Source organism: Micromonospora trifolii (assembly GCF_022229005.1).
Taxonomy (GTDB): domain Bacteria; phylum Actinomycetota; class Actinomycetes; order Mycobacteriales; family Micromonosporaceae; genus Micromonospora; species Micromonospora trifolii.
The window spans coordinates 37,319-60,392 of record NZ_JAKKFD010000028.1; the positions used below are offsets into that span (position 1 = coordinate 37,319).

Annotated in this window: 21 protein-coding genes; 19 read left to right on the forward strand and 2 right to left on the reverse strand. The window is 71.4% G+C overall.

Going from position 1 to position 23,074, the window contains the following annotated elements:
- Nucleotides 1-13 precede the first annotated feature (13 nt).
- Nucleotides 14-472, forward strand: a complete 459-nt coding sequence (gene ruvX / locus NIE79_RS18815) for a Holliday junction resolvase RuvX (RefSeq protein WP_238679810.1) — start codon at nucleotides 14-16, stop codon at nucleotides 470-472.
- The gene (gene mltG, locus NIE79_RS18820) at nucleotides 472-1,674 is read left to right on the forward strand and encodes an endolytic transglycosylase MltG (protein ID WP_238679811.1); all 1,203 of its coding nucleotides are present in this window, start codon (nucleotides 472-474) and stop codon (nucleotides 1,672-1,674) included. Before ruvX ends, mltG begins: the two co-directional genes overlap by 1 nt.
- Before the next feature lie 111 nt (nucleotides 1,675-1,785).
- Here mltG and NIE79_RS18825 read toward each other — a convergent pair whose 3' ends face one another.
- The gene (locus tag NIE79_RS18825) at nucleotides 1,786-2,217 is read right to left on the reverse strand and encodes a peptidoglycan-binding domain-containing protein (RefSeq protein ID WP_238679812.1); all 432 of its coding nucleotides are present in this window, start codon (nucleotides 2,215-2,217) and stop codon (nucleotides 1,786-1,788) included.
- Nucleotides 2,218-2,448: 231 nt separating this feature from the next.
- Between NIE79_RS18825 and NIE79_RS18830 the strand changes: the two genes are divergently transcribed.
- From NIE79_RS18830 to NIE79_RS18895, 14 genes are all read left to right on the forward strand, one after another.
- Complete coding sequence (locus NIE79_RS18830) at nucleotides 2,449-3,294, forward strand: shikimate dehydrogenase (protein ID WP_238679813.1); 846 nt, start codon at nucleotides 2,449-2,451, stop codon at nucleotides 3,292-3,294.
- A gap of 940 nt (nucleotides 3,295-4,234) precedes the next feature.
- Nucleotides 4,235-5,941, forward strand: a complete 1,707-nt coding sequence (locus NIE79_RS18835) for a glycosyl hydrolase (RefSeq protein WP_238679814.1) — start codon at nucleotides 4,235-4,237, stop codon at nucleotides 5,939-5,941.
- Between the two features lie 222 nt (nucleotides 5,942-6,163).
- Nucleotides 6,164-8,101 carry a hypothetical protein gene (locus NIE79_RS18840; protein ID WP_238679815.1) on the forward strand — a complete coding sequence of 646 codons (1,938 nt, stop codon included), beginning with the start codon at nucleotides 6,164-6,166 and terminating at the stop codon, nucleotides 8,099-8,101.
- A 127-nt stretch (nucleotides 8,102-8,228) separates the two neighbouring features.
- Nucleotides 8,229-8,747 (forward strand): acyltransferase, encoded by a 519-nt coding sequence (locus tag NIE79_RS18845; protein WP_181518689.1) that lies wholly within the window; start codon nucleotides 8,229-8,231, stop codon nucleotides 8,745-8,747.
- Complete coding sequence (locus NIE79_RS18850) at nucleotides 8,740-10,338, forward strand: lipopolysaccharide biosynthesis protein (protein WP_238679816.1); 1,599 nt, start codon at nucleotides 8,740-8,742, stop codon at nucleotides 10,336-10,338. Before NIE79_RS18845 ends, NIE79_RS18850 begins: the two co-directional genes overlap by 8 nt.
- A gap of 68 nt (nucleotides 10,339-10,406) precedes the next feature.
- A complete protein-coding gene (locus tag NIE79_RS18855) occupies nucleotides 10,407-11,699 on the forward strand; it encodes an O-antigen ligase family protein (protein ID WP_238679843.1) in 1,293 nt (430 codons plus the stop codon).
- Between the two features lie 56 nt (nucleotides 11,700-11,755).
- The gene (locus tag NIE79_RS18860; RefSeq protein WP_238679844.1) at nucleotides 11,756-13,333 is read left to right on the forward strand and encodes a lipopolysaccharide biosynthesis protein; all 1,578 of its coding nucleotides are present in this window, start codon (nucleotides 11,756-11,758) and stop codon (nucleotides 13,331-13,333) included.
- 8 nt (nucleotides 13,334-13,341) lie between these two features.
- On the forward strand, nucleotides 13,342-14,244 hold the full coding sequence (locus NIE79_RS18865) for a sulfotransferase domain-containing protein (protein WP_238679845.1): 903 nt from the start codon (nucleotides 13,342-13,344) through the stop codon (nucleotides 14,242-14,244).
- Complete coding sequence (locus tag NIE79_RS18870; RefSeq protein ID WP_238679817.1) at nucleotides 14,241-15,503, forward strand: hypothetical protein; 1,263 nt, start codon at nucleotides 14,241-14,243, stop codon at nucleotides 15,501-15,503. The genes NIE79_RS18865 and NIE79_RS18870 overlap by 4 nt, the downstream gene beginning before the upstream one ends.
- Nucleotides 15,504-15,717: 214 nt before the next feature.
- Nucleotides 15,718-16,197, forward strand: coding sequence for a glycosyltransferase family 28 protein (locus NIE79_RS18875; RefSeq protein ID WP_238679818.1), 480 nt, complete (start codon nucleotides 15,718-15,720; stop codon nucleotides 16,195-16,197).
- A complete protein-coding gene (locus NIE79_RS18880; RefSeq protein WP_238679819.1) occupies nucleotides 16,194-16,868 on the forward strand; it encodes a glycosyltransferase in 675 nt (224 codons plus the stop codon). The genes NIE79_RS18875 and NIE79_RS18880 overlap by 4 nt, the downstream gene beginning before the upstream one ends.
- On the forward strand, nucleotides 16,865-17,788 hold the full coding sequence (locus tag NIE79_RS18885; protein WP_238679820.1) for a glycosyltransferase family 2 protein: 924 nt from the start codon (nucleotides 16,865-16,867) through the stop codon (nucleotides 17,786-17,788). The genes NIE79_RS18880 and NIE79_RS18885 overlap by 4 nt, the downstream gene beginning before the upstream one ends.
- A gap of 94 nt (nucleotides 17,789-17,882) precedes the next feature.
- Nucleotides 17,883-19,061, forward strand: coding sequence for a chorismate synthase (gene aroC / locus NIE79_RS18890; RefSeq protein ID WP_091401884.1), 1,179 nt, complete (start codon nucleotides 17,883-17,885; stop codon nucleotides 19,059-19,061).
- Entirely contained in the window at nucleotides 19,061-19,564 is a 504-nt protein-coding gene (locus NIE79_RS18895; RefSeq protein ID WP_238679821.1) for a shikimate kinase, read from the forward strand. Before aroC ends, NIE79_RS18895 begins: the two co-directional genes overlap by 1 nt.
- 102 nt (nucleotides 19,565-19,666) lie before the next feature.
- Here the strand turns inward: NIE79_RS18895 and NIE79_RS18900 are convergent, their stop codons facing one another.
- The gene (locus tag NIE79_RS18900) at nucleotides 19,667-20,395 is read right to left on the reverse strand and encodes an alpha/beta fold hydrolase (RefSeq protein WP_238679822.1); all 729 of its coding nucleotides are present in this window, start codon (nucleotides 20,393-20,395) and stop codon (nucleotides 19,667-19,669) included.
- 79 nt (nucleotides 20,396-20,474) lie between these two features.
- Here NIE79_RS18900 and NIE79_RS18905 point away from each other — a divergent pair, with 79 nt between their 5' ends.
- The 3 genes from NIE79_RS18905 to aroQ are packed head-to-tail and all read left to right on the forward strand — an operon-like array spanning nucleotide 20,475 to nucleotide 22,985.
- On the forward strand, nucleotides 20,475-21,473 hold the full coding sequence (locus NIE79_RS18905) for a helix-turn-helix transcriptional regulator (protein ID WP_238679823.1): 999 nt from the start codon (nucleotides 20,475-20,477) through the stop codon (nucleotides 21,471-21,473).
- Nucleotides 21,474-21,483: 10 nt separating this feature from the next.
- Nucleotides 21,484-22,563 (forward strand): 3-dehydroquinate synthase, encoded by a 1,080-nt coding sequence (gene aroB / locus NIE79_RS18910; RefSeq protein ID WP_238679824.1) that lies wholly within the window; start codon nucleotides 21,484-21,486, stop codon nucleotides 22,561-22,563.
- The gene (gene aroQ, locus NIE79_RS18915) at nucleotides 22,560-22,985 is read left to right on the forward strand and encodes a type II 3-dehydroquinate dehydratase (RefSeq protein WP_238679825.1); all 426 of its coding nucleotides are present in this window, start codon (nucleotides 22,560-22,562) and stop codon (nucleotides 22,983-22,985) included. Before aroB ends, aroQ begins: the two co-directional genes overlap by 4 nt.
- Nucleotides 22,986-23,074: the final 89 nt, after the last annotated feature.

Consider the following 23,074-nt stretch of genomic DNA (forward strand, 5'->3'; position numbering starts at 1 on the left):
GCGGTGACCGTCGGTGGCTGAGCTGACGCGCGGTGTGCGGATCGGCGTGGATGTCGGTCAGGTGCGGGTGGGCGTGTCCCGCTCGGATCCGGACGGGATCCTGGCAACGCCGCTGGTCACCCTGGCCCGCGACAACACGGCGGCGCCGGACGCGGTGCCGAGCGACCTCGCCGAGCTGGCCGCGTTGGTGGCCGAGCACGAGGCCGTCGGGGTTGTCGTCGGCCTTCCGGTCAATCTCGCCGGCAAGCACGGTCCTGCGGCCGTCCATGTGAAGGCGTACGCTGACCGACTGGTCGATGTGATAGCGCCTGTCCCGGTAACGCTCACTGACGAGAGGATGTCGACCGTGGTCGCTTCTCGTAGGCTTGCCGAGCGTGGCGTCCGAGGTAAACGTCAACGTGCGGTTGTCGATCAGGCGGCCGCGGTGGAGATCCTGCAGAGCTGGCTGGATGCGCAGCGGAGGCGGACGTAATGATCGACGATCTGGACCTTGGGTTCGACGAGCCGGAGCGGGGGGAGAAGGGTCGGCACCGGCGCGGCTTCCGCAAGGGCAAGGGCAAGGGCGGGTCCGGCGGCGGCCGGGGCAAGACCTTCCTGGCTCTGCTGATGGCCCTGCTCCTGTTGGGCGGCATCGGCGGCGGCGCGTTCTACGGCTTCGACCGCATCCAGAACTACTTCGTCACCCCCGACTACGACGGCAGCGGGGCCGGTGAGATCACCGTCGAGATCAAGAACGGCGCGTTGCTCGCCGACATGGCCGACGCCCTCGTGGCAGCCGACGTGGTGAAGAGCCAGAAGGCTTTCATCGAGGCGGCCGAGGCCAACACACGCAGCAAGAACATCCAGCCGGGCACGTACAAGCTGCGCAAGCAGATGAGCGGCGCGAGCGCCGTGACGGCGATGCTCGACCTGAAGAACAAGATCGTCAACGGGCTGACCATCCCCGAGGGCCGCACGAGCTTCAACATCTACAAGCTGCTCTCCGAGAAGACCAAGATCCCGGTCAAGGACTTCCAGGCCGCCGCGAAGGACCCCGAAGGGCTCGGCGTCCCGGACTGGTGGTTCAAGCGCGCCGACGGCAAGAAGAGCGTCAAGTCCATCGAAGGATTCCTCTTCCCGGACACGTACGAGATCCCGCCGAAGTCCACTGCCGAGAGCGTCCTCAAGCTGATGGTGAACCGCTTCCTCTCGGTGAGCGGGGAGATGAAGTTCGCCGACCGAGTGCAGGAGGAGCGGGGCGGCGTCAGCCCGTACGAGGCGCTGATCGTGGCATCGCTGGCCCAGGCCGAGGCGGGCAACAAGGACGACCTGGGCAAGGTCGCCCGGGTGGCCTACAACCGGGCGTACGGCGAGTTCCCGTGCAACTGCCTGGAGATGGACGTCACCGTCAACTACTACCTGGAGTCGATCGGCAAGCCGACCAAGTCGTCCAAGCAGATGACCGAGGCCGAGCTGAACGACCAGAAGAACCCGTACAACCGCAAGCTGCGGGGCATGATCCCCACCCCGATCAACAACCCCGGCAAGGAGGCCCTGGAAGGAGCGATGAACCCGCCGCCGGGCAAGTGGCTCTTCTTCGTGGCGATCGACAAGCAGGGCCACTCGGAGTTCGCCGAGACGCCGGAGCAGCACGAGCGCAACAAGGACAAGGCCCGGGAGGCCGGCATCATCTGACCGGCCGGGTCATTCCATAAAGGCTCCCTTCCCATTGCGACCACAATTATGGTCGCTGTTGGGAAGGGAGCCTTTATGTGTCAGCTCTGACACGCAATTACCGCGTCATTGTCAGTGACTCGTTCCGGTCCAGGTGCCGGTGCGCGGGTTGAGGAACGTCCACACGCCGTTGCTGTTCTGCTTGCGCAGACCGAACGTGCGGTTGTAGCCGTAGTAGAAGTACCCGGTCTGGGTGCTCGTGTCGAACCCGGTGTTGCGGTTGACCGCGCCGTACGCCTCACCCCAGGTCTGCGGCCCGACCGACCCGTCGATGCCGACGTTCATCACGTCCTGCCAGGTCCGGGTCTTGGCGGCGGTGTTGGAGCCGAACTCACCGTCGATGAAGCTGCTGCCGACGGTGCCGCTCAGATCGTCGGCCCAGACGATGGCCTGCCAGAGCCGCACGATGTTGCCGCTACGGACGCAGGAGCTGGACTGGCACAGCTGGTGGTTGTCGGACCAGCTGCCCGCTGCGGCGTCCGCCCTCGCGGGTGCTGCGGTCATCAGCGAAAGACTGAAAACCGCGGCAATCGCGATAAGGGCACGGAGAATGCTTTTGTTCAAGGTTTCCCCTTTTCCGATCGGCGCTTCCGTCCCCGGAATGCTTTCACCAACGTCGATGTGGGTCAAGCGATAACCCGGTCACCTGGGGCGGCCGCAGGGCCGGTTCTCTGGTGCCCGGGCCGGGGTTCTGGGTACTGTCGATCCCGACGTGCGGGGGAGGGCGGGGACGTGATGTCGACAGTGACCGGGCCGCCGGCTGCCACCCGTAGGGCTGCGGTGCTGGGCAAGCCGATCGCGCACTCCCTCTCCCCGGTGATCCACACCGCGGGTTACGTCGCCGCCGGCCTGACCCTGTGGTCGTACACCCGGATCGAGTGCGCGGCGGCGGAGCTGCCGGATCTCGTCGCCGGCCTGGGCCCGGAGTGGGCCGGGTTGTCGGTGACCATGCCAGGCAAGGAGGCGGCGCTCGCCGTGGCCGACGCCGCGTCGCCGGTCGCCGCCGCCGTCGGCGCGGCCAACACGTTGGTACGCCGTCCGGACGGCTCCTGGTACGCGGACAACACCGACGTCGCCGGAATGGTGCGGGTGCTGACCGACGCCGGCGTGACCGCCGGTGGCGCCGTGACGGTGCTCGGAGCCGGCGGGACGGCCCGCGCCGCGGTCGCGGCTGCCGCCCAGCTGGCCTGTTCGTCGGTGACGGTGGTGGCCCGCCGGGCCGAGGCGGTCGAAGGCCTCCGCCCTGTGGCAGACGCTTTGGGTATCGCGCTGAGCGCCGGATCCTGGGCCGACGCGCCCCGGCACTTGGCCGCCGAGGTGGTCGTATCCACCGTGCCGAGAGGCGTCGCCGATCCGTTGGCCAAAGTGGCTGTCTGGTCGCCGGACGCGGTCTTCTTCGACGCGCTCTATGATCCGTGGCCGACGCCTCTGGCCGTCGCTGCTGTCGCGGCGAACCTGCGGGTGGTGTCCGGACTGGACCTGCTGCTGGCCCAGGCTGTCGGTCAGTTCGAGCAGTTCACCGGAGTTGTCGCACCCCGCCCGGCGATGGCCGCCGCGCTCGCGGCGGCCATCGCCAACTGACGAACCAAAATCGCGCAGTCTTAAGCATCTGGCGACAGCCCTCACGTAATTTCGTGCGCTGCGTGATTTATCTGTCGCCGGACATCATTCGACTGGCTACCTCCCGCAGGTTGGCGAATTCATGATTCGGATTTTGTCCACGATCTCACCACGGATGTGCGCGTTGCCTCTGTTCGGGGGGAGGCAATACTCGTACCCGTTGGTGTAATGGAGGAGAGCTCCATCATCATTTCGGGTGTTGTAGACGGAGAAGGAACCCTCGCTGCTGGAGCCGAGGTCCTGGTAACCGGTCGTGATGTCTTGGTACGAGGCTGTGGGGTTGTTGGCGAGCGAACGCGCTTCGGTCAGGTAGAAGCAGACGCGCGGATAGGTGCAGCCTCTCGCGGAACCTGCGCTGGCAACAGATGTGTCCACCGCGACTATGCCAGCAGTTGCGGCCGTCGTCGCTAGTGCTGCAGCTAATAGAGCTCGAATCCTCACAGTTCTCCCTCGTGATTATCAGGGCACCTGTAGCCCGTGTTGTTTATGAACACTACTGAGCCAGGCATCCATGGTCAACACTGCGAACTGGAAGGAATCGCAAGGGTTGAACGGTCTGAGGGTGGCGACCGCGCCGGGATTGAGACCGCCGGCCGGAACGGGGCACGCGTCCCGCCTGCCCACTGCCGCAGCGCTTGCCTGCCTCTGGATCGCGGATGTCGGTGCGGCTCGTTTTTGGGTAGTGTCCGGTTTGGACCTCCTGCTGGCTCAGACGGTGGGCCAGTCCGATCCGTTCGACGTCGTTCGGCAGGGGCGGTGCGGGACGCGCTGAGGCAGGTAGCCGAAGGAGGCTTTCTTAGCTGACGGTTAAGACGCGCTTACGGAAAACTGTCCTACCTGCCACATGTCCTGGTCATCGATACGCTGCTCACCGTTACGGACGCAGACACAGGGAGTTTCCTTGACCAGGCACGGTATGCACCGCATCACCCGGTTCCGCTCCGGACCCCGGCGTAAGGCGATTGCCATCGGCGTGGTCGGCGGTTCGGTGGTGGCCGGCATCGTGGCGACCATGATGCCGCTGCTGGCCAGCGACGACCTGTCGATCCGGGCGGCGGCCGACACCACCGCCACCGCGGTGTCGCAGGACGGTGACAACGCGGCCAAGTCGACGCTGGCCACCTGCGCGGCGCGCTGCGACGGCAACCCGCGCGGTGGCCGCGAGGCGGTCATCGAGTTCGCTGTGACCACGGTGCCGTCCACAGCGGTCAACATCCGGGCGACGCTGCGGGTGCACGCCTGGCAGCAGTTCGCCGCCACTGTGACGGCGCACGCGTCGCCGCTGAGCGCCCGCGAGTCGCGGCCGCCGCTGACGTCGGCGGGTGCCGCACTGGACAGCGTGACCGGTGTGTCCAAGGGCGTCAACGAGTGGGACGTCTCCAAACTGGTCACCGGCAACGGCACCTGGACGGTCTCGTTGGCGCAGAGCGGCCTGGAGAGCCGGATCTACTGGGCGTCGGTCGAGAACCGCAACCCGGACCTGCGACCCAGTCTGCTGATCAGCTACGACCTCGGGGCCCGGCCGTCGCCGGTGACGACCACCCGGCCGGCACCGCCGCCGTCGCCGAGCGCGTCGCCGACCACCGCCGCGCCGAGGCCGTCGCCGACCGTCGCCCCGACCCGGACGGCGACCCCGAGCGCCAGTGGCACCCTGCCGTCCGGCAAGTGTGGGTCCGTCTCGGACAAGCTCGTCCCGTCCTGCGGCGCCTGGTGGGGCATGTACTCGCCCGCCGGCGCGGCCGGCGGCTGGGACCACGGCAAGGCCGTCACCGACGTGGAGACGCAGGTCGGGCGCAAGTTCGACATCGTGCACCGCTACCACGACTTCTCCAACGCCGGCAGCAACGGCGCCTTCCCCGACGTGTACGAGTCGCAGCAGATGCGCGAAGGCCGGTTGATGTTCTTCGCCTGGGAGTCCCGTGACTTCTCCGCCGGCACGACCCTCAAGTGGTCGGACGTCTACGGCGGCAAGCAGGACGACACCATCGACGCTGTCGCGGGCCGGATCCGCGCCGCCGGCGTGCCGGTCTTCATCGGCTTCGACCACGAACCGGAGGACGAGCCGAACAAGGGCAGCGACGCCGACTTCGTCCGGGCCTGGCGTTACGTCCACGAGAGGTTCGCCAACGCGGGCGCGACCAACGCGGTCTGGGTCTGGACGATGATGGGTTGGTCCGGGCACTACTCCCGGTACGCCGGCCTGTACCCCGGCGACCAGTACGTCGACTGGGTGGCCTACGACCCGTACAACTTCCACGTCTGCAACGGCAGCACTGTGTGGAAGAGCCCGAGCACGACTGTCAGTGGCTTCTACCGGTGGTTGGACGACAACGGCATCGGCGCGGGCAAGCCCCGGATGCTCGCCGAGTTCGGCACCAACTTCAACTCCGCCGACCCGGGCGCCAAGCAGCGCTGGTTCCAGGAGTTCCCGGCGGCACTGAAGGCGCACCCGAAGATCAAGGCGGCGATCTACTTCAACTCGGCCGGTATGACCAGCCGCACGTCGACCTGCGACATGACGATGAATCACGACGCGTCGGCGGTGGCCGGCTTCACGCAGGCCGGGCAGGACCCCTACCTGCGGCAACCCACCGGAGGTAACCGCTGACGTTCGAAACAGGCTGACCGGACGGCGTTCGCCGGGGGGTCGGACAACCGATCCTCCGGCGTTCTGTCGGCTTGCGGATTCATGCACCGCCCAATCGGCGGATTTTGTTAACCAGGCTGGACGAGGCACGCTACCTCGGGTTCTCATCCAATCTGGAGGCGCAGCGTGCCCAAACTCTCGCACTTGTGGCGTTTTGCAGGACGACGTCGTACTCGGGCGGGGATGGTCGCGTTGGCGATCATCGCCGCAGCTCTGGGCGTGCCCACGAACGCGTCGGCCGCTGTGGTGCCGGTCCCGGCCACGGCGACCCTGGTGTCGGCGAACCCCGCCGACGCGACCCCGCACGCCCGAGACGGTGAGACCCGTGCCTTCGCGCAGGTGGGCAACACGGTCTTCGTCGGCGGCAGCTTCACCCAGCTCCGGCAGACCGCCAGTTCCGCGTGGATCACGCAGCGCTACCTCTTCGCGTACGACCGGACCACCGGCACCATGTCGACCACCTTCCTGCCGGTGCTCGACGGCGCGGTCAACACGCTGCTCGCCGGCCCCGGCGGCACGCTGATCGTCGGCGGCACCTTCAAGAACGTCAACGGCGTCTCCCGCAAGAACCTGGTGGCGCTCAACCCGTCCACCGGCGCGATCATCAGCAGCTGGGTCGGGCGCTCCGACGGCGGCACGGTCCGTGACCTGGCGCTGCACGGCAACTGGCTGTACGTTGCTGGCGCGTTCAACTGGCTCAACGGCACCGCGCACTCCGGTCTCGGCCGGCTCAACGCGACCAGCGGCGCGATCGACCCGAGTTTCAGCATCGACGCCACGGTGGGACGGCACGACACCACGTCGTACGTCTGGACCATCGACGTCGCGCCGGACGGCGGCACCCTGGTCGTCGGTGGCAACTTCACGCTCGTGAACGACCTGCCGCGCAACCAGATGGCGTTGGTGGACGTCTCCGGGACTCCCACTGTGCTCGACTGGAGCACCGACAAGTTCGTCCCGCCGTGCGCGGCGCCGACGACCTTCGTGCACTACGTGCAGGACGTGAAGTTCGGTGGCGACGGCAGCTGGTTCGTGGTCGGCACCAACGGCGGCGCCGGCTGGCCGGCCGCGTACTGCGACGCCCTGGTCCGTTTCGAGACCGCCGCGCGGGGCTCTGCACTGCTCGCCACCTGGGTCGACTACACCGGTAACGACACGATCACCTCGGTCGAGGTGGCGGACAACGTCATCTACCTGGGCGGGCACTTCCGCTGGGTCAACAACCCGAACGCCAGCGACAACGCCGGCCCGGGCGCTGTCGACCGCCTCGGCATCGCCGCCGTCACCCCGGCGACCGGCATGCCGGTGAACTGGAACCCGCGCCGTAGCGGCAGCGCCTCGATGCCGTCGGGCACCAGCAGCTGGGGTTCGTCGGTGCCGGTGCTCTGGCGCGGCTCGGACGGCCTCTACTTCGGGCACAACTCCGACGGCATGGGCGAGGAGTACCACGGCCGGCTCGGCATGTTCCCGCTCGCCGGAGGACGCACCTTCACGGCGAAGAACCCGCCGTCGGCCACCACCGGCAACCTCTACCTCGGCACCGCCTCGGGCACCGTGGCGAAGGTGCCGTTCAACGGCACCGCGCTGGGCACCGCGACCAGCGTCAGCCAGCCCACGTACACGGGGGCCGGCGCGACCTGGCGGGTGGACGACCGGATCTACTGGTCGCACACGGTGGCCGGCACGCCCACCGGCAGTCGGATCGACATCTCGCTCTTCAACGGAGGCGCGATCGGCTCGCCGTGGGAGGCGTCCGGCTACAACGACTGGTACAACCCGGCGTTGCTGACCGGCGCCTTCTTCCTCGACGGCCGGCTCTACTACACCCGTACCGGGGCGAACAGCCTCTACTACCGCTACTTCGAGATCGACGGCAACTACCTGGGTGCCACCGAGTTCGCCCTGCCGACCACGGGTGTGACCTGGTCCGCGGTGCGGGGCATGGCGTGGGTGGACGGACGGATCGTCTACGGCTCCACCGACGGCGCGCTGCGGAGCGTGCCGTTCGACCCGACGGCCGCGCCGAGCGCGGTGGTCGCCGGCGCCACGGCGACCGTCATCAGCAGCGCGACGCCCGAGTTGTCCTGGTCTACCCCATCGACATTCTTCTCCGTACAGTAAGGGTCAACCGTTCGTAACGGAGCATCGGTAGATTGTTCACGTTGGGCCGGTGGCGGTAGCACCGCCGCCGGCCCGCGACGGTGGGGGAGGGTCGTTGCTCGGCGCCGCTGGCATCCGAACGAGACGCGTGGTGCGTCTGGTCTTCGCGGTCAAACGCGGCTGGTATCAGCTCCGTTACCGACGGTTGACGCTCGGTCGGGACGTGGAGATCCGTGGCCGGATCCGGCTGCGTCGCGGTGTGCGGGTGACCATCGGTGACCGCACCCGGTTGAACAAACTCGTCCGCTTCGCCGGCCCCGGCGAGGTGCGCGTCGGCGCGGACTGTCTGCTCAACGCCACCTGGATCGGCACCTGGACGTCGGTGACAGTGGGGGACCGGTGCCTCCTGTCGGACTGCGAGCTGCTCGACAACGACTTCCACAACCTGCCCCCCGAGCAGCGGCACGCACCGCCCGGCCCGCTCACCCGTGCCCCGATCGTTCTCGAGGACAACGTCTGGGTCGGTGCGCACGCACTGGTCCTGAAGGGCGTGCGGGTCGGTCGGGACAGCGTCGTCGGCGCGGCGACGGTGGTCCGCACCGACGTACCACCCGGCGTCGTGGTCGTCGGTAATCCTCAACAGACGGTGAAGAAGTTCCATGACTGATGCAGCGCCCGCCCCATGGCCCACGGACGGCCCGTCCTCCGGCACCTCACGTGCCGTGACACTGACCGACCTGCTGCGGGTGCCGATGCACCGGTTGCGGTTGGTGGCGGCGGTCGCCATGGTCGGTCTGCTCGCCGCGCTCGGCTACGTGCTGCTGGTGCCGGCGGCGCTGTCCGCGAGCGCCGTGGTCGCGGTCCGGCCGGTGGTGACCGACGCCTTCACCCCCAGCGGCGCGGGCGCCGACCGGGCGGTCAACATGAACGTGGAGAGCGGCATCGCCACCGGCACCGAGGTGGTGCAGCGGCTCGCCGACTCCGCCGGCGGCGACCCGCGGGACATCCGTGACGCGCTCGAGGTCGAGGTGCCCACCGGCGGGCAGATCCTGCGCTTCACCTACCAGGCGCGCGAGTCGCACCAGGCCGTGCAGAGCGCCAACATGGCCGCCGAGGCCTATCTGAGCGTGCGCCGGGCCATGTACGAGCAGCAGCGCGCGGAGATGCTGCGCTCCTACGACGCCAGCATCACCAAGGTCGCCGCCCAGCAGACAGCGTTGCAGAAGCGGGCGAACACCGCCAAGGACACCGCCGCCGGTGACGCGCTGGTGGCCGAGCTGGCCGGGATCAACAACCAGCTCACCCAGCTCAACGCCGCCCGTACCGAGATCGCGGCGGTCGATGTCAACCCCGGCTGGGTCACCCAGACCGCCGAGAAGGCGCTGGTCACCTCCGCCGGGCACCGGCCGCTCTACCTGGTCGCCGGCCTGCTCGGTGGCGCGCTGATCGGCATCGTGCTGGCGTACCTCTGGGAGTCGACCGACCGGCGGGTCCGCTCGGTCGCCGACGGCCGGGAGGCCTCCGGCCTTCCGCTGCTCGGCACTGTGCGCCGGCCGGCGTTCCGGGGTAGCCCCCGGGCGGTCGACGCGGACATCCGGTACGTGGCGATGGCGGTCGCCGAGCGGGTCCGGCAGCCGGCCCGGGTGGCGCTGGTCACCGCCCGGGAGGACGCCACCGCGCTCACCGCCGGGCTCGCCGTGGCGCTCGCCGTGGACGGCCGGGAGGTCTTCGTCGCCGACGACAGCGGACGGATCGAGCGGCTACGGGCCATCGTGCTCGCCGACCGGGGGCGGCTGCCCATCGACCCGTCCCGACCGTTGGTGCCCAAGCCCCGGCCGGCCGGCAGCACACCGCCCGCCGCTGCCGGCACGGAGAGCACGCCCGCCCGCCGGCCCTCCCCGCACCCGCCTGGCGCCCGCCCGTCCACCGACCCCGACGCCACCCTGACGCTGCCGCGGGTGTCGTCCGCCCGTCCGGAGAACAGTCGCGTCGTCACCCCCGACGAGGTTGCCGTGGGTGTGGGCAGTGTCCGGTTCGGCACCTGGCGGCAGGGTGCGGACCACGGCCTGGTCCTGTTCAACGCCCCGCCGGCCGAGTCCGACGAGCGTGGCGTGGCCGTGGCCCGGCAGGGCGGCGCGGTGGTGGTCGTGGAACGGGACCGCACCCGGCAGAGCGACCTGCGACGCCTGGTGGAGCGGCTGCGCGCCGCCGGGGTCACCCCGCTGGGCTTCGTGCTCACCCGGAACGGCCGGGCCTGAGCGTGTCGGTGACCCGCGCCCCGGCGACCGAACCACCACCCGGAGGCGCTCCGCAGGAGGCCGCGCCGGTGCCGCCGCCCACGCCGCCGCAACTGCCGCTCTGGCCGCTGTCGATGATGTTCGGCCTGGTGCCGCTGTGGTGGCTGTTCGGTGCGTTCTACCTCGGCTGGCCGCTGCTGGGTGCGCTGCTGTTCGCGTTGCTGCTCACCCGGGGGCGCGTGCCGCTGCCGCCGGCGGCCGGCATCTGGCTGCTCTTCCTCGCCATCGTGGTGGTCAGCGCCACCCAACTGTCGTCGCCCGCCTCGCTGCTCACGTTCGCCCTGCGACTGGCCTTCTACCTGACCGCGCTGGTGGTCGGCGTCTACGTCTACGCGGCCGCCCGGGAACGCGCCAGCCTGGTGGCCGTGCTCACCCCGCTCTGCGCGTTCTGGTTCGGGCTGGTGGCGCTGGGCTGGCTCGGGGTGTTGATGCCCCGGCTGGCGATGACCACCCCGATGGAGGTGCTGCTGCCCGGCGGGGTGGCCAGCACCCCGTTCATCCAGGACATGGTGCACCTGACCACCGCTGAGTACAGCGCCCGTTCGCTCAACCCGATCTATCGGCCGGCCGCGCCGTTCGCGTACACCAACAACTACGGCAGCGCGTACGCGATGACCCTGCCCTGCGTGGTGGCCTTCGCGATGCTGCGCCGGCAGGGGCTGCTGCGCTGGGCGCTGCTGGCCTCGCTGCCGCTGTCGCTGGCGCCGGCGTTCCTCACCCTCAACCGGGCGATGTTCCTCAGCCTCGGCGCCGGGCTGGCGGTGCTCGGGGTGCGGGCCAGCCTGCGCGGCAACGTGCGGGTGGCCGCGTCCATCGTCGGTGTGGTGGTGATCGGCGGGTTGGCCACGCTGTTCATCCCGATCACCGAGCTGATCAGCAAACGGGTCGACTCCAGCGACACCAACACCGACCGGCTCTCGCTCTACACCGAGGTGATCCGTCGGGTGCAGGAGTCACCGTGGTTGGGCTACGGCGCTCCGGTGAACGTCGACACCGTGTCGGCGGCCGCGCCGATCGGCACCCAGGGGCAGCTGTGGATGGTGCTGTTCAGCCACGGCGTACCCGCGCTCATCTGCTTCCTGGCGTGGTTCGTCGCCGCCGCGGTGATCTGCGCGCGGGCGACCTCGGCGGCCGGGCAGTGGCTGGCGGTGGTGCCGGTCGTCTGCATCGTGCAGATCCCGTTCTACGGCATGGCCAACCAGAACCTGGCGGTCGCGTTCTTCGCTGTCGCCTTCGCGATGGCGCTGACCGAACGCGAACGGCTGACCCGGTCGGCCGGCTCGTCGCCGACGGCCCTACGGACCGCGCCGGTGCCCGCGTGACCGCCGCGACCCGATCGTCGGCCGGTGCCGACGAGGGCCGGCCCACGCCCGCCCCGGTGGAGGATCAGGCCGCGCCGTCGCCGGCCGGGGACGACGGCTCGGCCGAGACCCGCCGCAGCGCGCGTAGCGGTGTGGCCGGACTGCTCGGCGCGGCCACCAGTGGCTTGTTCGGGTTCGTGCTGGCCGTGGTGATCACCCGAAGCTACGGCCCGGCCGGAGCGGGCGCGTTCTTCGCCGCGATCGGGGTCGTCACGGTGGCCACAGCGATCTGCACGCTCGGCGCGGAGACCGGTCTGATGTGGGCGCTGCCCCGCCGCAGCACCGGCGTGCGCGGTGACGCGGCCCGGGTGCTCCCGGTGGCGCTGATCCCGCCGCTGCTGACCGGGCTGCTGGTCGCCGGCGCGGGCGTGCTGGCCGCCGACGCGCTCGCGCCCCGGCTGCTGCGTGGCTCCGGCGCGAGCGGCGACGCGCTGCTCACCGTCACGTTCGCCGCGGTGCCGGTGGTGGTCACGATGACCCTGCTGCTGGCCGCGCTGCGCTGCGTACGGCCCATCCGGGCGTACGTCGGGGTGCAGTTCCTGCTGCTGCCGGTCGCCCGACCGGTCCTGGTCGGCGCGGCCGCGTTGGCGGGTGGTGGTCTGCTCGCCGGCATGACCGGCTGGTTGGTGCCGGCGGCGCTGGCGCTGCTGGCCTGCCTCACCCTCGTCGCCGGCCCGCTCGGGCTGGGCCGGGGCGCGACGCTGCGTCCGCGCCGCGCCGACTGGTCCACGTTCTGGCGCTTCGCGCTGCCCCGGGCCGCCTCGGCGGCCATCGACGCCGGCAGCATGTGGGTGGGGGTGCTGCTCACCTCGGTGCTGGCCGGGCCGGCGGACGCCGGTGTGTTCGGTGCCGTCGGTCGGTACGTGCTGGCCGGTCAGTTGGCCATGCAGGGGCTGCGGGTGGCGGTGTCGCCGCAGCTGTCCCGGCTGCTCGGGCGGGGCGAGCGGGCCGCGGCGGCGGCCGTGCACCGGCAGTTGACCACCTGGGGCCTGGTGCTGTCCTGGCCGGTTTACCTGTTGCTGGCGGTCTTCGCGCTGGCCTTCCTCCAGCTGTTCGGGCCGGAGTTCACCGCTGGCGTGCCGGCGATGACGGTGCTCGCGCTGGCGATGCTGGTCAACACCGGGGTGGGCAACGTGCAGAGCCTGCTCCTGATGGGTGGGCGCAGCGGGCTGCACCTGGTCGCCACAGTGGCCGGGCTGACGGTGACCGTCTCGCTGGGTCTCTGGCTGATCCCCCACCACGGCGCGACGGGCGCGGCGGTGGCCTGGGCGGCCGGCATCGCCACCGAGAACCTCACCGCCGCCGGGTTCGCCCGGTCGGTCGTTCGTGAGCCGCTGTTCGACGCCGCGATGGTGCGTGCCGCGACGGGCACGATCGCCGGTGTGGGCCTGGCCGCCGGTGCCGGCGTGCTGGTGGGCGGTCGTGGCCTGCCCGGCCTCGCGGTGGCGCTGGCGGTGCTGCTGACCGGCTGCGTCGGCATGTTGACGTTGCCCCGGGTGCGCGCCGGCATCCGGGGGACCATGAGGCAGATCCGTGGAGGGGACAACGCGGCCGCGGCCGCCGAGCCCACCTCGGCATCGACGAGAGGCAGGTGAGGTTCGTCGTGGTGTCCATGCGTGACCGGGTCAAGCAGTTGGTTCCGACCCAGGTGACCACCCGGGTGAAGGAATCGCTTGTCGACTACGGCGTTCGCACCAGCGATCGCCGGCCGCTGCCGGACTTCCTGATCATCGGGACCAAGCGGGGTGGCACCACCTCCCTGTGGAACTACCTCATCCAGCACCCGTTGGTGCCCCGGCTCTTTCCCGCGTGGAACACGAAGTCGGCGCACTACTTCGAGGAGCACTGGGGTCGCGGCGAATCCTGGTACCGCTCGCATTTCCCGACCGAGCGGCAGCGCGAGGCCCTGGCCAAGCGGCACGGCGGGCCGGTCCGGGTCGGCGAGGCCGCCCCGCTGTACATGTTCCACCCGCTGGCCGCGGAGCGGGTCGCCGCGCTGATGCCGACGGTGAAGCTCATCGTGCTGCTGCGGGACCCGGTGGAGCGGGCGTACTCGCACTGGAAGGAACGCCGCACCCACGGCATCGAACCACTGGACTTCGCCGCCGCGCTGGCGGCCGAGCCGGAACGCACGGCGGGGGAGCGGGAGCGGTTGATCGCCGAGCCGCAGTCGTTCAGTGAGCCGTACGACTGGTACACGTACCGGGCCCGGGGGCGTTACCTGGAGCACCTGGAGCCGTGGCTGGAGCGCTTCGACAGGCAGCAGATCCTCTTCCTGCCCAGCGAGGACCTGTACCGCGACTCGCGGGCGACCTACCGGCGCACCCTGGACTTCCTCGGTCTGCCGGCGTACGACCTGCCCAACTTCAAGGTCTACAACGATCGGCGCTCGGCGCCGCTGGAGCCGAGCGTGCGCGCTGAGCTGACCGACTACTACCGGCCGTACAACGACGCGTTGCGTCAACGGCTCGGGCTGGACCTCGACTGGGCGGACCGGGCGGCGTGACGACCCGGGTGGGCCCGGCCGCCGACCCGCGTTCTCGGGTGGACGGCCTGGGTTGGGTGAGCCGCGCGGTCTTCCCGGACGACCGGGTCGGCCTGACCGTGGACGGCGCCCTGCCGGCCGGTCACCAGGCGGTGGCCCGGTACGCGGTGGTGCCGTCGGTCGCCCGGGCCCGGTTCCTGGTGCCGTTGGGCGCGCCCCGGGCCGGGGCGGCGTCCCTGTTGGCGTACAACGCCCTGCGGCCACCGAAGGTGCGCGCGCTGCGGGCGGTGCTCGGCGGGCTGGCCCGGTTCGGTCGGGTGGGGCTCGCGCCCTTTCCCACGTTGACCGTCTCGGTGCCGGCCGGGGTGCCGGCCGCGGAGCTGTTGCTGAGTGAGCGGCTCTCCGCGGACCTGGGTGACACGCCGCTGCTGGCCGCGTTCGGGGTCCGCCCACCCGACCCGAACGGCAAGCCCACCCTGCAACTCTTCAGCGCCGACGGGCGTCCGCGCGGCTACGCGAAGATCGGCTGGAACGACGCGACCCGTGCGCTGGTCAGCGCGGAGGCAGCGGCGCTGCGGGCGTTGCGCGGGGTGGTCGGCGTCGCCGACCACCCGACGCCACCGCGGCTGCTCACCGAGACGTCGTGGGCGGGCCAGGTGGTGGCGGTGATCGAGCCGTTGCCCCCGGCGGTACGCGGGGTGCCGGTGGACGACCCGCCACGGATCGCGGCGCTGCTCGCGGTCGCCAGGCGGGGCGGCCCGGCGGGCACACCTCGACCGCTTGTCGACTCGACCTTCCTGCACCGGCTGGCTGATCAGGCCGGCCGGGCCGCCGCGACCGAGCCGACCGGTGCACGGGCGGTGGCCGCGGTCTCGGCGCTGGCCCGCCGGCATGGCGACACCAGCGTCGAGTTCGGTCACTGGCATGGTGACTGGGTGCCGTGGAACCTGGGCTGGCACGCCGGCCGGTTGGTCGCCTGGGACTGGGAGCACAGCGGGCCGGACGTGCCGGTCGGCTTCGACCTGGCGCACGACGCGTTCCAGCGGGCCCTCGTGCTGCGGGGTGAGCCGGCCGACGCCGCGGCGTCGGCAGTGGACGGGTATCTGAGCCGGCACGGCGAGCGGCTCGGTCTCGACGCGGCGCAACGCCGGCTCGTCGCCGACGCGTACCTGGTGGAGATGTGGTTGCGGACGTGGCGGCTGGCCGACGCGGGCGCGGGCTGGAACGCCGCACTGCATCCCGCACTTCTGGACGTCATCGAGAAAAGACATAGCGGCTGATCTGGAGGAATCGCGGCGGCGACGGCGCGCCGCAGAGTGACGACAAAATCGCAGGTGGTGATGACGATCGATGGACCTCGGACGTTCGGCGTACCGAATCGCCCGCTGTGGAGATCGTCATCTCGGCCGGTCGCGCTATTCAACGACCGGGGAACGTGTGATCTGCTTCTGCCTGGCGTGAACTGAAATTCCAAGCGAACTTGTGGGGAGTCGCGTGGACACGAACAACGACGACAGTGGGGCGCCGGTGCTGCTGCTGGTCGGCTCCAGCGGCGGCCATCTGGCCCAACTACTGGCCCTTCGGCCCTGGTACGAACAGCAGCGGCGCTGCTGGGTCACCTTCGACACCCCGGAGGCGGTGTCGCTGCTGGCCGGCGAGGACCTCGTGCCGGCACACCACCCGACCACCCGCAACGTGCCGAACCTGCTGCGCAACGCGCTGCTGGCCTGGCGGGTGCTGCGGGCCCGACGGGTCGCCGCCGTGGTCACCACCGGTGCCGGGGTGGCGGTGCCGTTCGTGGTGCTGGCCCGGCTGCGGCGCATCCCGACCGTCTACATCGAGGTGTACGACCGGATCGACACCCCGACGTTGACCGCTCGGCTCTGCCGGCCGTTCCTGTCCGCGATGCTCGTGCAGTGGGACGAGCAGCGCCGGCAGTACCCCGAGGCGACAGTCGTCGGGACGCTGCTGTGACCCGGGAGACGGGCACCGCCCGGCGTCCGCAACCCCGACCGGCCACCGAGGCGGCCCGCCTGCCGCGCCAGCGCGACAGCTCGGCGGTCGCCCAGCTCCGACTGCTGGTCGCTGTGGGCACCGACAAGCACCCCTTCGACCGGCTCGTCGACTGGGTGGCGCAGTGGCACGCGCAGGCCGCCGGGCCGATCGGGCTGATCGTGCAGCACGGGCACACCAGCGCGCCCCAGCTGACCGGCGCGGTGCCGTTCCTCGGCCACGACGCGTTGCAACAGGCGATGATCGATGCGGATCTGGTGGTCTGCCACGGTGGTCCGGCGACCATCCTGGAGGCCCGCCGGCACGGCCACCTGCCCATCGTGGTGCCCCGCGATCCGGCGCGCGGTGAGCACGTCGACAACCACCAGCTCCTCTTCGCCCGCCGGCTCGGCGCCGCAGGGTTGGTGGCGCTCTGCGAGACCCGGGAGGCCCTGCACGACGCGTTGGCCGCCGGGGTGGCCGACCCGTCCCGGTACGCGGTGGCCGCCGACCCGGAGGCGCACGAGGCACGACGGGCGGCGGTGGCCCGGGTCGGGCAGATCGTCGACGACCTGGTGGCCCGTTCGACCCCGCGCCCACCCCGGTGGCGGGCCTGGTCCCGGCCGCGCCCGGGTACGGAGGAGATTCGATGACCCAGCAGCCGAGCGTCAGCGTCGTGGTGCCCACCCGGGACCGCCCCGAGCTGCTGCGGGCCGCGGTGCGCGCGACCCTGGCACAGGACTACCCGGGCCTGATCGAGGTCGTCGTGGTGTTCGACCAGTCCGTCCCGGACGAGTCGTTGACCGAGCTGGGAAGCGGCCCGGCCCGCGTGGTGCGGGTGATCCGCAACGCCCGTACTCCCGGGTTGGCAGGTGCGCGCAACAGCGGCACCCTCGCGGCCGAGGGCGAGCTGGTCGCGTTCTGCGACGACGACGACGAGTGGCTGCCCGGCAAGCTGGCCGCCCAGGTCGACGCGCTGGCCGGCGATCCGGCGGCCGAGTTCGTCTGCTGCGGCATCCGGGTCAACTACGACGGGCACACCGTCGACCGGGTGCTCGACAAGGACCGGATCACCCTGGACGACCTGCTGCGCGACCGGATGACGGAGCTGCACCCGTCGACCTTCCTGATCCGCGCCACCGCCTTGCGAAACGGGTTCGGGCTGGTCGACGAGGAGATCCCGGGCAGCTACGCGGAGGACTACGAGTTCCTGTTGCGGGCCGCGCGCAGCGCGCCGCTGATCAACCTGCGGACGCCGTCGGTGCTGGTCCGCTGGCACAAGCGCTCGTACTTCGCGCAGCGCTGGGACACCATCTCCGAGGCGTTGCAGTGGTTGCTGCGGCGCTACCCGGAGTTCGCCAGTCAACCGGCCGGCGAGGCTCGGGTGGCCGGGCAGATCGCGTTCGCCCAGGCCGCCTCCGGCGACCGCCGGGGCGCGCTGCGCTGGGCCCGGCGCACCCTGCGGAGCAATCCCCGCGAGCCGCGCGCCTACCTGGCCCTCGCCGTCGCCGGTCGGGTGGTCCGGGCCGACGCGGTGCTGCGCACCCTGCACAAGCGCGGTCGGGGGATCTGAGCCGCCGCCCGTGTGAGCGGGCGGCGGCGTCCGCTGGGCGGGACGCCCCGGGGAGAGCGCCGCGTCGGTGGCCCGCCGTGACAGACTGACCGCTGTGTTGCGCTGGCTGACTGCAGGTGAATCGCATGGTCCCGCCCTCGTCGCGATGTTGGAGGGGGTGCCGGCCGGTATCGAGGTGACCACCACCGAGATCGCCGACGAGCTGGCCCGTCGACGGCTGGGCTACGGCCGGGGCGCCCGGATGTCGTTCGAGCGGGACGAGGTCGAGCTGCTCGGCGGCCTGCGGCACGGTGTGACCCTGGGCAGCCCGGTGGCGATCCGGGTCGGCAACTCCGAGTGGCCGAAGTGGCAGACAGTGATGGCCGCCGACCCGGTCGACCCCGACGAGCTGGCCCGGCAGGCCCGCAACGCCCCGCTGACCCGCCCCCGGCCGGGCCACGCGGACCTGGCCGGCATGCAGAAGTACGGCCACACCGACGCCCGGCCGATCCTGGAACGCGCCAGCGCACGGGAGACCGCAGCCCGGGTGGCAGTCGGCACTGTCGCCAAGGCGCTGATCCGTCAGGCGCTCGGCATCGAGATCGTCTCGCACGTCGTCGAGCTGGGCCCGGTGGCGGCGAAGCCCGGGTTGCGTCCCACTCCGTCCGACACGGCCCGGATCGACGCCGACCCGCTGCGCTGCCTCGACCCGGAGGCCAGCGCCCTGATGGTCGCCGAGGTCGATGCCGCGAAGAAGGCCGCCGACACCCTCGGCGGTGTGGTCGAGGTGCTGGCGTACGGGGTGCCACCGGGGTTGGGCAGCCACGTGCAGTGGGACCGCAAGCTCGACGCCCGGCTGGCCACCGCGCTGATGTCCATTCAGGCGATCAAGGGCGTGGAGATCGGCGACGGCTGGCAGCAGGCCCGGTCCCGCGGCTCGGAGGCGCACGACGAGATCATCCCGTCGGCCACCGGCGTCCGCCGGGTCACCGACCGGGCCGGCGGGCTGGAGGGTGGCATCACCACCGGCGAGCCGCTGCGGGTCCGCGCCGCGATGAAGCCGATCTCCTCGCTGAACCGGGCGCTGGCCACAGTGGACGTCACCACCGGTGAGCCGGCCACCGCGATCAACCAGCGTTCCGACGTCTGCGCGGTGCCCGCCGCCGCGGTGGTCGCCGAGGCGATGGTGGCGCTGGTGCTGGCCGAGGCGGCCACCGAGAAGTTCGGCGGAGACTCGATCGCCGAGATCCGCCGCAACCTGGCCGGCTACCTCGACGCGCTGGTCATCCGCTGATGGCACCGGTCGTCGTGCTGGTCGGCGCGCCCGGCTGCGGCAAGACCACAGTCGGGCGGGCGCTCGCCGCCACCCTCGGCGTGGAGTTCCGCGACACCGACACCGACATCGAGCAGATGGCCGGGAAGCCGATTCCGGAGATCTTCATCGACGAGGGTGAGGCGCACTTCCGTACCTTGGAACGGGCCGCCGTGGCCGCGGCGCTGGCCGGCGGCACGGGCGTGCTCGCCCTGGGCGGCGGCGCGGTGCTGGCCGAGGAGACCCGGGCGGCCCTGATCGGGCACCGGGTGGTGCACCTCTCGGTCGAGCTGCCCGACGCGGTGCGGCGGGTCGGGCTCGGCGCCGGCCGGCCGCTGCTGGCACTCAACCCACGGGCCACCCTCAAGCACCTGATGGACCAGCGCCGGCCGCTCTACGCCGAGGTGGCCACCGAGACGGTGGTCACCGACGGTCGGGCCCCGGCGCAGGTCGTCGCCGAGGTCGCCGCCCTGCTCCCGCGCTGACGCGGACCTGTCGCGCCGATCTTGCACTTGCTGTCCCGACACAGGGGGCAATCCCCGCATCTCGGCAACCGCAACTGCAAGATCGGCGCAGTGGGGTGGTCCTCAGGCGCGGGCGATCAGGTCTAGGACGTCGGCCAGGGCCTTCGGCTCGCTGAGCATCGGCCAGTGCCCGGTGGGCAGTTCGTGCAGCGGGCCGCCGGCCAGGCCGGTGAAGAACGGGTGCTCCTGTTGGATCATCTGCCGCACCACGCTGAGCGGGAAGGTGCTGGCGACCAGCGCGGTCGGCACCGGGCGACCGCCGGTGCGGTGGACCGGGTCGGTGGCGGCCCGCAGCGGCTGCGGGGTGGCCCGGGTGCGCAGCAGCGCGAGCGTCGGCTCGTCCAGGCCGGCCAGGTTGGTCGGGTCGGCGGCCGGATCCCAGGCCGGCGGCGGCAGCAGGTGCCCGCTGCCGATCGCGGCCCGCAGCCGTTGCTGCTCCTCCGGTGGCAGAGTGTCGAACTGTGCAGTGCCGTCCGGCAACGGCCCACTCTCCACGTAGACGATCCGGGCGATCCGGTCCGGGACGCGGTCCGCCGCCTGGGCGGCCGGCATCCCTCCACCGGAGTGCCCGACCAGCAGTACGTCGCGCAGGTCCTCGACCTCGATCAGCCGGACGATGTCGGTGGTGTGCGTGTCCAGGCTGACCTCCGGCCCGGCGAGGTGGTCGCGTTCGGCCACACCGGTCAGCGTCATCGGATGGACCTCGTGCCCCTGCGACCGCAGCGCGACTGTCACGTCCCGCCACGCCCAGGCACCCAGCCAGAATCCCGGCACCAGCACGAATGTCGCCATCGGTAGCTCCTTCTCTCGGTTACCGACAGACCGTACGATCGATTCCGGACAGGATCCGCCCGGTTTGAAGGAGTGGCCCGTGTCACATCCCGCAGGACGGGTGCTGGCCCTGCTCGAACTGCTGCAGACCCGGCACCGGTCGACGGCCGCCGACCTCGCCGGCCACTTCGGCGTGGACGAGCGCACCGTGCGCCGATACGCGACCACGCTCGTCGAGCTGGGCATTCCGGTCACCGCCGACCGGGGCCGCTACGGCGGCTACCGGCTGCACTCCGGCTACAAGCTGCCCCCGCTGATGCTCACCGACGACGAGGCGGTGGCGGTGCTGCTCGGCCTCGTCGTCGCCGAACGGGTCGGGCTCGCCACCGAGCAGCCCGCCACCGCCACCGCGCTGGCGAAGATCCGCCGGGTGCTGCCGGCGGCACTCGCCGACCGGCTCGCCGGCGTCCAGGAGCACCTGGGCTTCACCCTGCGTCGCCCGGAGCAGGAGCGCGGGCCGGCGTCGGGCACCCTGCTCGCGCTGGCCTCGGCGACCCGGCACCGGCAGCGGGTGGCGCTGGACTACCGCTCCTGGCGGGGCGAGCAGTCGCACCGCGAGCTCGATCCGTACGGACTGGTCTTCCACGCCGGCCGTTGGTATGTCACCGGCCACGACCACCGGCGTGGGGAGATCCGCACCTTCCGACTGGACCGGATCGGCGCGGTGACGCCCGGCGTGGCCACGTTCACAGTGCCGGACGGCTTCGAGGCGGTGGCGTGGGTGACCCGGTCGCTGGCCGGCGTGCCGTACACGCACGAGGTGGAGGTCGTGCTGGAGACCGACCTGGTCGCCGCCCGCCGCCGCATCCCGCCCAGCGTGGCCGAGTTGACCGCCACCACCGACGGGGTGCTGCTGCGGGCCCGAGCGGAGAGCCTGCCCGGTATGGTGGCGCTGCTCGCCGGGCTGGGCTGTCCGTTCACGGTCCGGCACCCGGAGGCGCTGCGCGCCGCGGTGGCCGAGCACGCCCGCCGGTTGGCGGACTGGGCCGCTCGGCCAGCAGGTGGACAGCCGCCCTCGCCGCGCCGCCCGCTGGACTAGGCTGCCGGCGATGGACGAGGTGACCCGGATTCCGGTCGGCGGCGAGCGGCCGTACGACGTCTTGGTGGGACGTGACCTGCTGGGCGCGCTGCCTGGCCTGCTGCCCGGCGCGACCCGGGTGGCGGTGCTGCACGCGCCTCCGCTCAAGGCCCTCGCGGACGCGCTCGGTGAGCGCCTGCGCGCCGCCGGCGTCGAGCCGCTGCCGATCGAGGTGCCCGACGCCGAGTCGGGCAAGCACATCGAGGTGGCCGCCGCCTGCTGGGACCGGCTCGGCGCGGCCGGCTTCACCCGTACCGACGCGGTGGTCGGGGTGGGCGGCGGCGCGGTGACCGACCTGGCCGGCTTCGTCGCTGCCTGCTGGTTGCGGGGGGTGCGCTGGGTGCCGGTGGCGACCTCGCTGCTGGGCATGGTCGACGCCGCGGTGGGTGGCAAGACGGGCATCAACACGTCCGCCGGCAAGAACCTGGTGGGCGCGTTCCACCCGCCGGTCGGGGTGTTGGCCGACCTGGCCACTCTGGACAGCCTGCCGGCTGTCGACCTGGCGGCCGGGTTGGCCGAGGTCGTCAAGTGCGGTTTCATCGCCGACCCGACGATCCTGGACCTCATCGAGGATGATCCGGAGGCCGCCACCGACCCCCGGGGGCCGGTGAGTCGGGAGCTGATTGAGCGGGCCATCCGGGTCAAGGCCGACGTGGTCGCCGGCGACCTGCGCGAGTCGGGCCTGCGGGAGGTGCTCAACTACGGTCACACCCTGGCCCACGCCATCGAGCAGAACGAGGGCTACCGCTGGCGCCACGGCCACGCCGTCGCCGTCGGTCTCGTGTACGCGGCCACGCTGGCCCGGCTCGCCGGGCGGCTGGACGCGCCGACCGCCGACCGGCACCGGGTCACGTTGAGCGCGCTGGGCCTGCCGGTGAGCTACCCGGTCGACGCCTGGCCGCAGCTGTTGGCCGCGATGCGGGTGGACAAGAAGACCCGGGGCAGTCGACTGCGCTTCGTGGTGCTCGACGGGCTGGCCCGCCCGGCGATGTTGGAGGGCCCGGACGACGCATTGCTGGAGGCCGCCTACCGCGAGGTGGCCACCCCATGAAGGTCTACGTCCTCAACGGGCCGAACCTGGGCCGGCTGGGCACCCGCGAGCCCGATGTGTACGGCGCGACCAGCTACGCGGATCTGGTGGCGCTCTGCGAGAGCACCGGCCGGGAGCTGGGGTTGGCGGTGACGGTCCGGCAGACCGACGCGGAGCATGAACTGCTCGGCTGGCTGCACACGGCGGCCGACGAGGGGGCCGCTGTGGTGCTCAACCCGGCCGCCTGGTCGCACTACTCGTACGCGGTTCGCGACGCCTGCGCCATGCTGCGGGGGCCGCTGGTGGAGGTGCACATCTCCAACATCCACACCCGTGAGGAGTTCCGGCACCACTCGGTGGTCTCGGCGGTGGCGACCGGAGTGATCTGCGGTCTCGGCATCGACGGCTATCGTCTCGCTCTGCAGCATCTGGCCACCCGCTGAGGGGCCGTCGATGGGGCGCTCCGAACGGGGGGCCGTCCGATTCGACGCAGCTTGTAGACTTGCCAGGTCTGTCCGCCAATTGATGATCA

What these genes read in the sequence shown, in the direction of transcription:
- NIE79_RS18830 (WP_238679813.1), top strand. Translation starts at nt 2,449, where the DNA reads ATGTCGACAGTGACCGGGCCGCCGGCTGCCACCCGTAGGGCTGCGGTG.
- NIE79_RS18900 (WP_238679822.1), bottom strand. Translation starts at nt 20,395, where the DNA reads ATGGCGACATTCGTGCTGGTGCCGGGATTCTGGCTGGGTGCCTGGGCG.
- aroQ (WP_238679825.1), top strand. Translation starts at nt 22,560, where the DNA reads ATGAAGGTCTACGTCCTCAACGGGCCGAACCTGGGCCGGCTGGGCACC.
- NIE79_RS18850 (WP_238679816.1), top strand. Translation starts at nt 8,740, where the DNA reads ATGACTGATGCAGCGCCCGCCCCATGGCCCACGGACGGCCCGTCCTCC.
- NIE79_RS18840 (WP_238679815.1), top strand. Translation starts at nt 6,164, where the DNA reads ATGGTCGCGTTGGCGATCATCGCCGCAGCTCTGGGCGTGCCCACGAAC.
- NIE79_RS18825 (WP_238679812.1), bottom strand. Translation starts at nt 2,217, where the DNA reads ATGACCGCAGCACCCGCGAGGGCGGACGCCGCAGCGGGCAGCTGGTCC.
- NIE79_RS18885 (WP_238679820.1), top strand. Translation starts at nt 16,865, where the DNA reads ATGACCCAGCAGCCGAGCGTCAGCGTCGTGGTGCCCACCCGGGACCGC.
- NIE79_RS18895 (WP_238679821.1), top strand. Translation starts at nt 19,061, where the DNA reads ATGGCACCGGTCGTCGTGCTGGTCGGCGCGCCCGGCTGCGGCAAGACC.
- aroB (WP_238679824.1), top strand. Translation starts at nt 21,484, where the DNA reads ATGGACGAGGTGACCCGGATTCCGGTCGGCGGCGAGCGGCCGTACGAC.
- mltG (WP_238679811.1), top strand. Translation starts at nt 472, where the DNA reads ATGATCGACGATCTGGACCTTGGGTTCGACGAGCCGGAGCGGGGGGAG.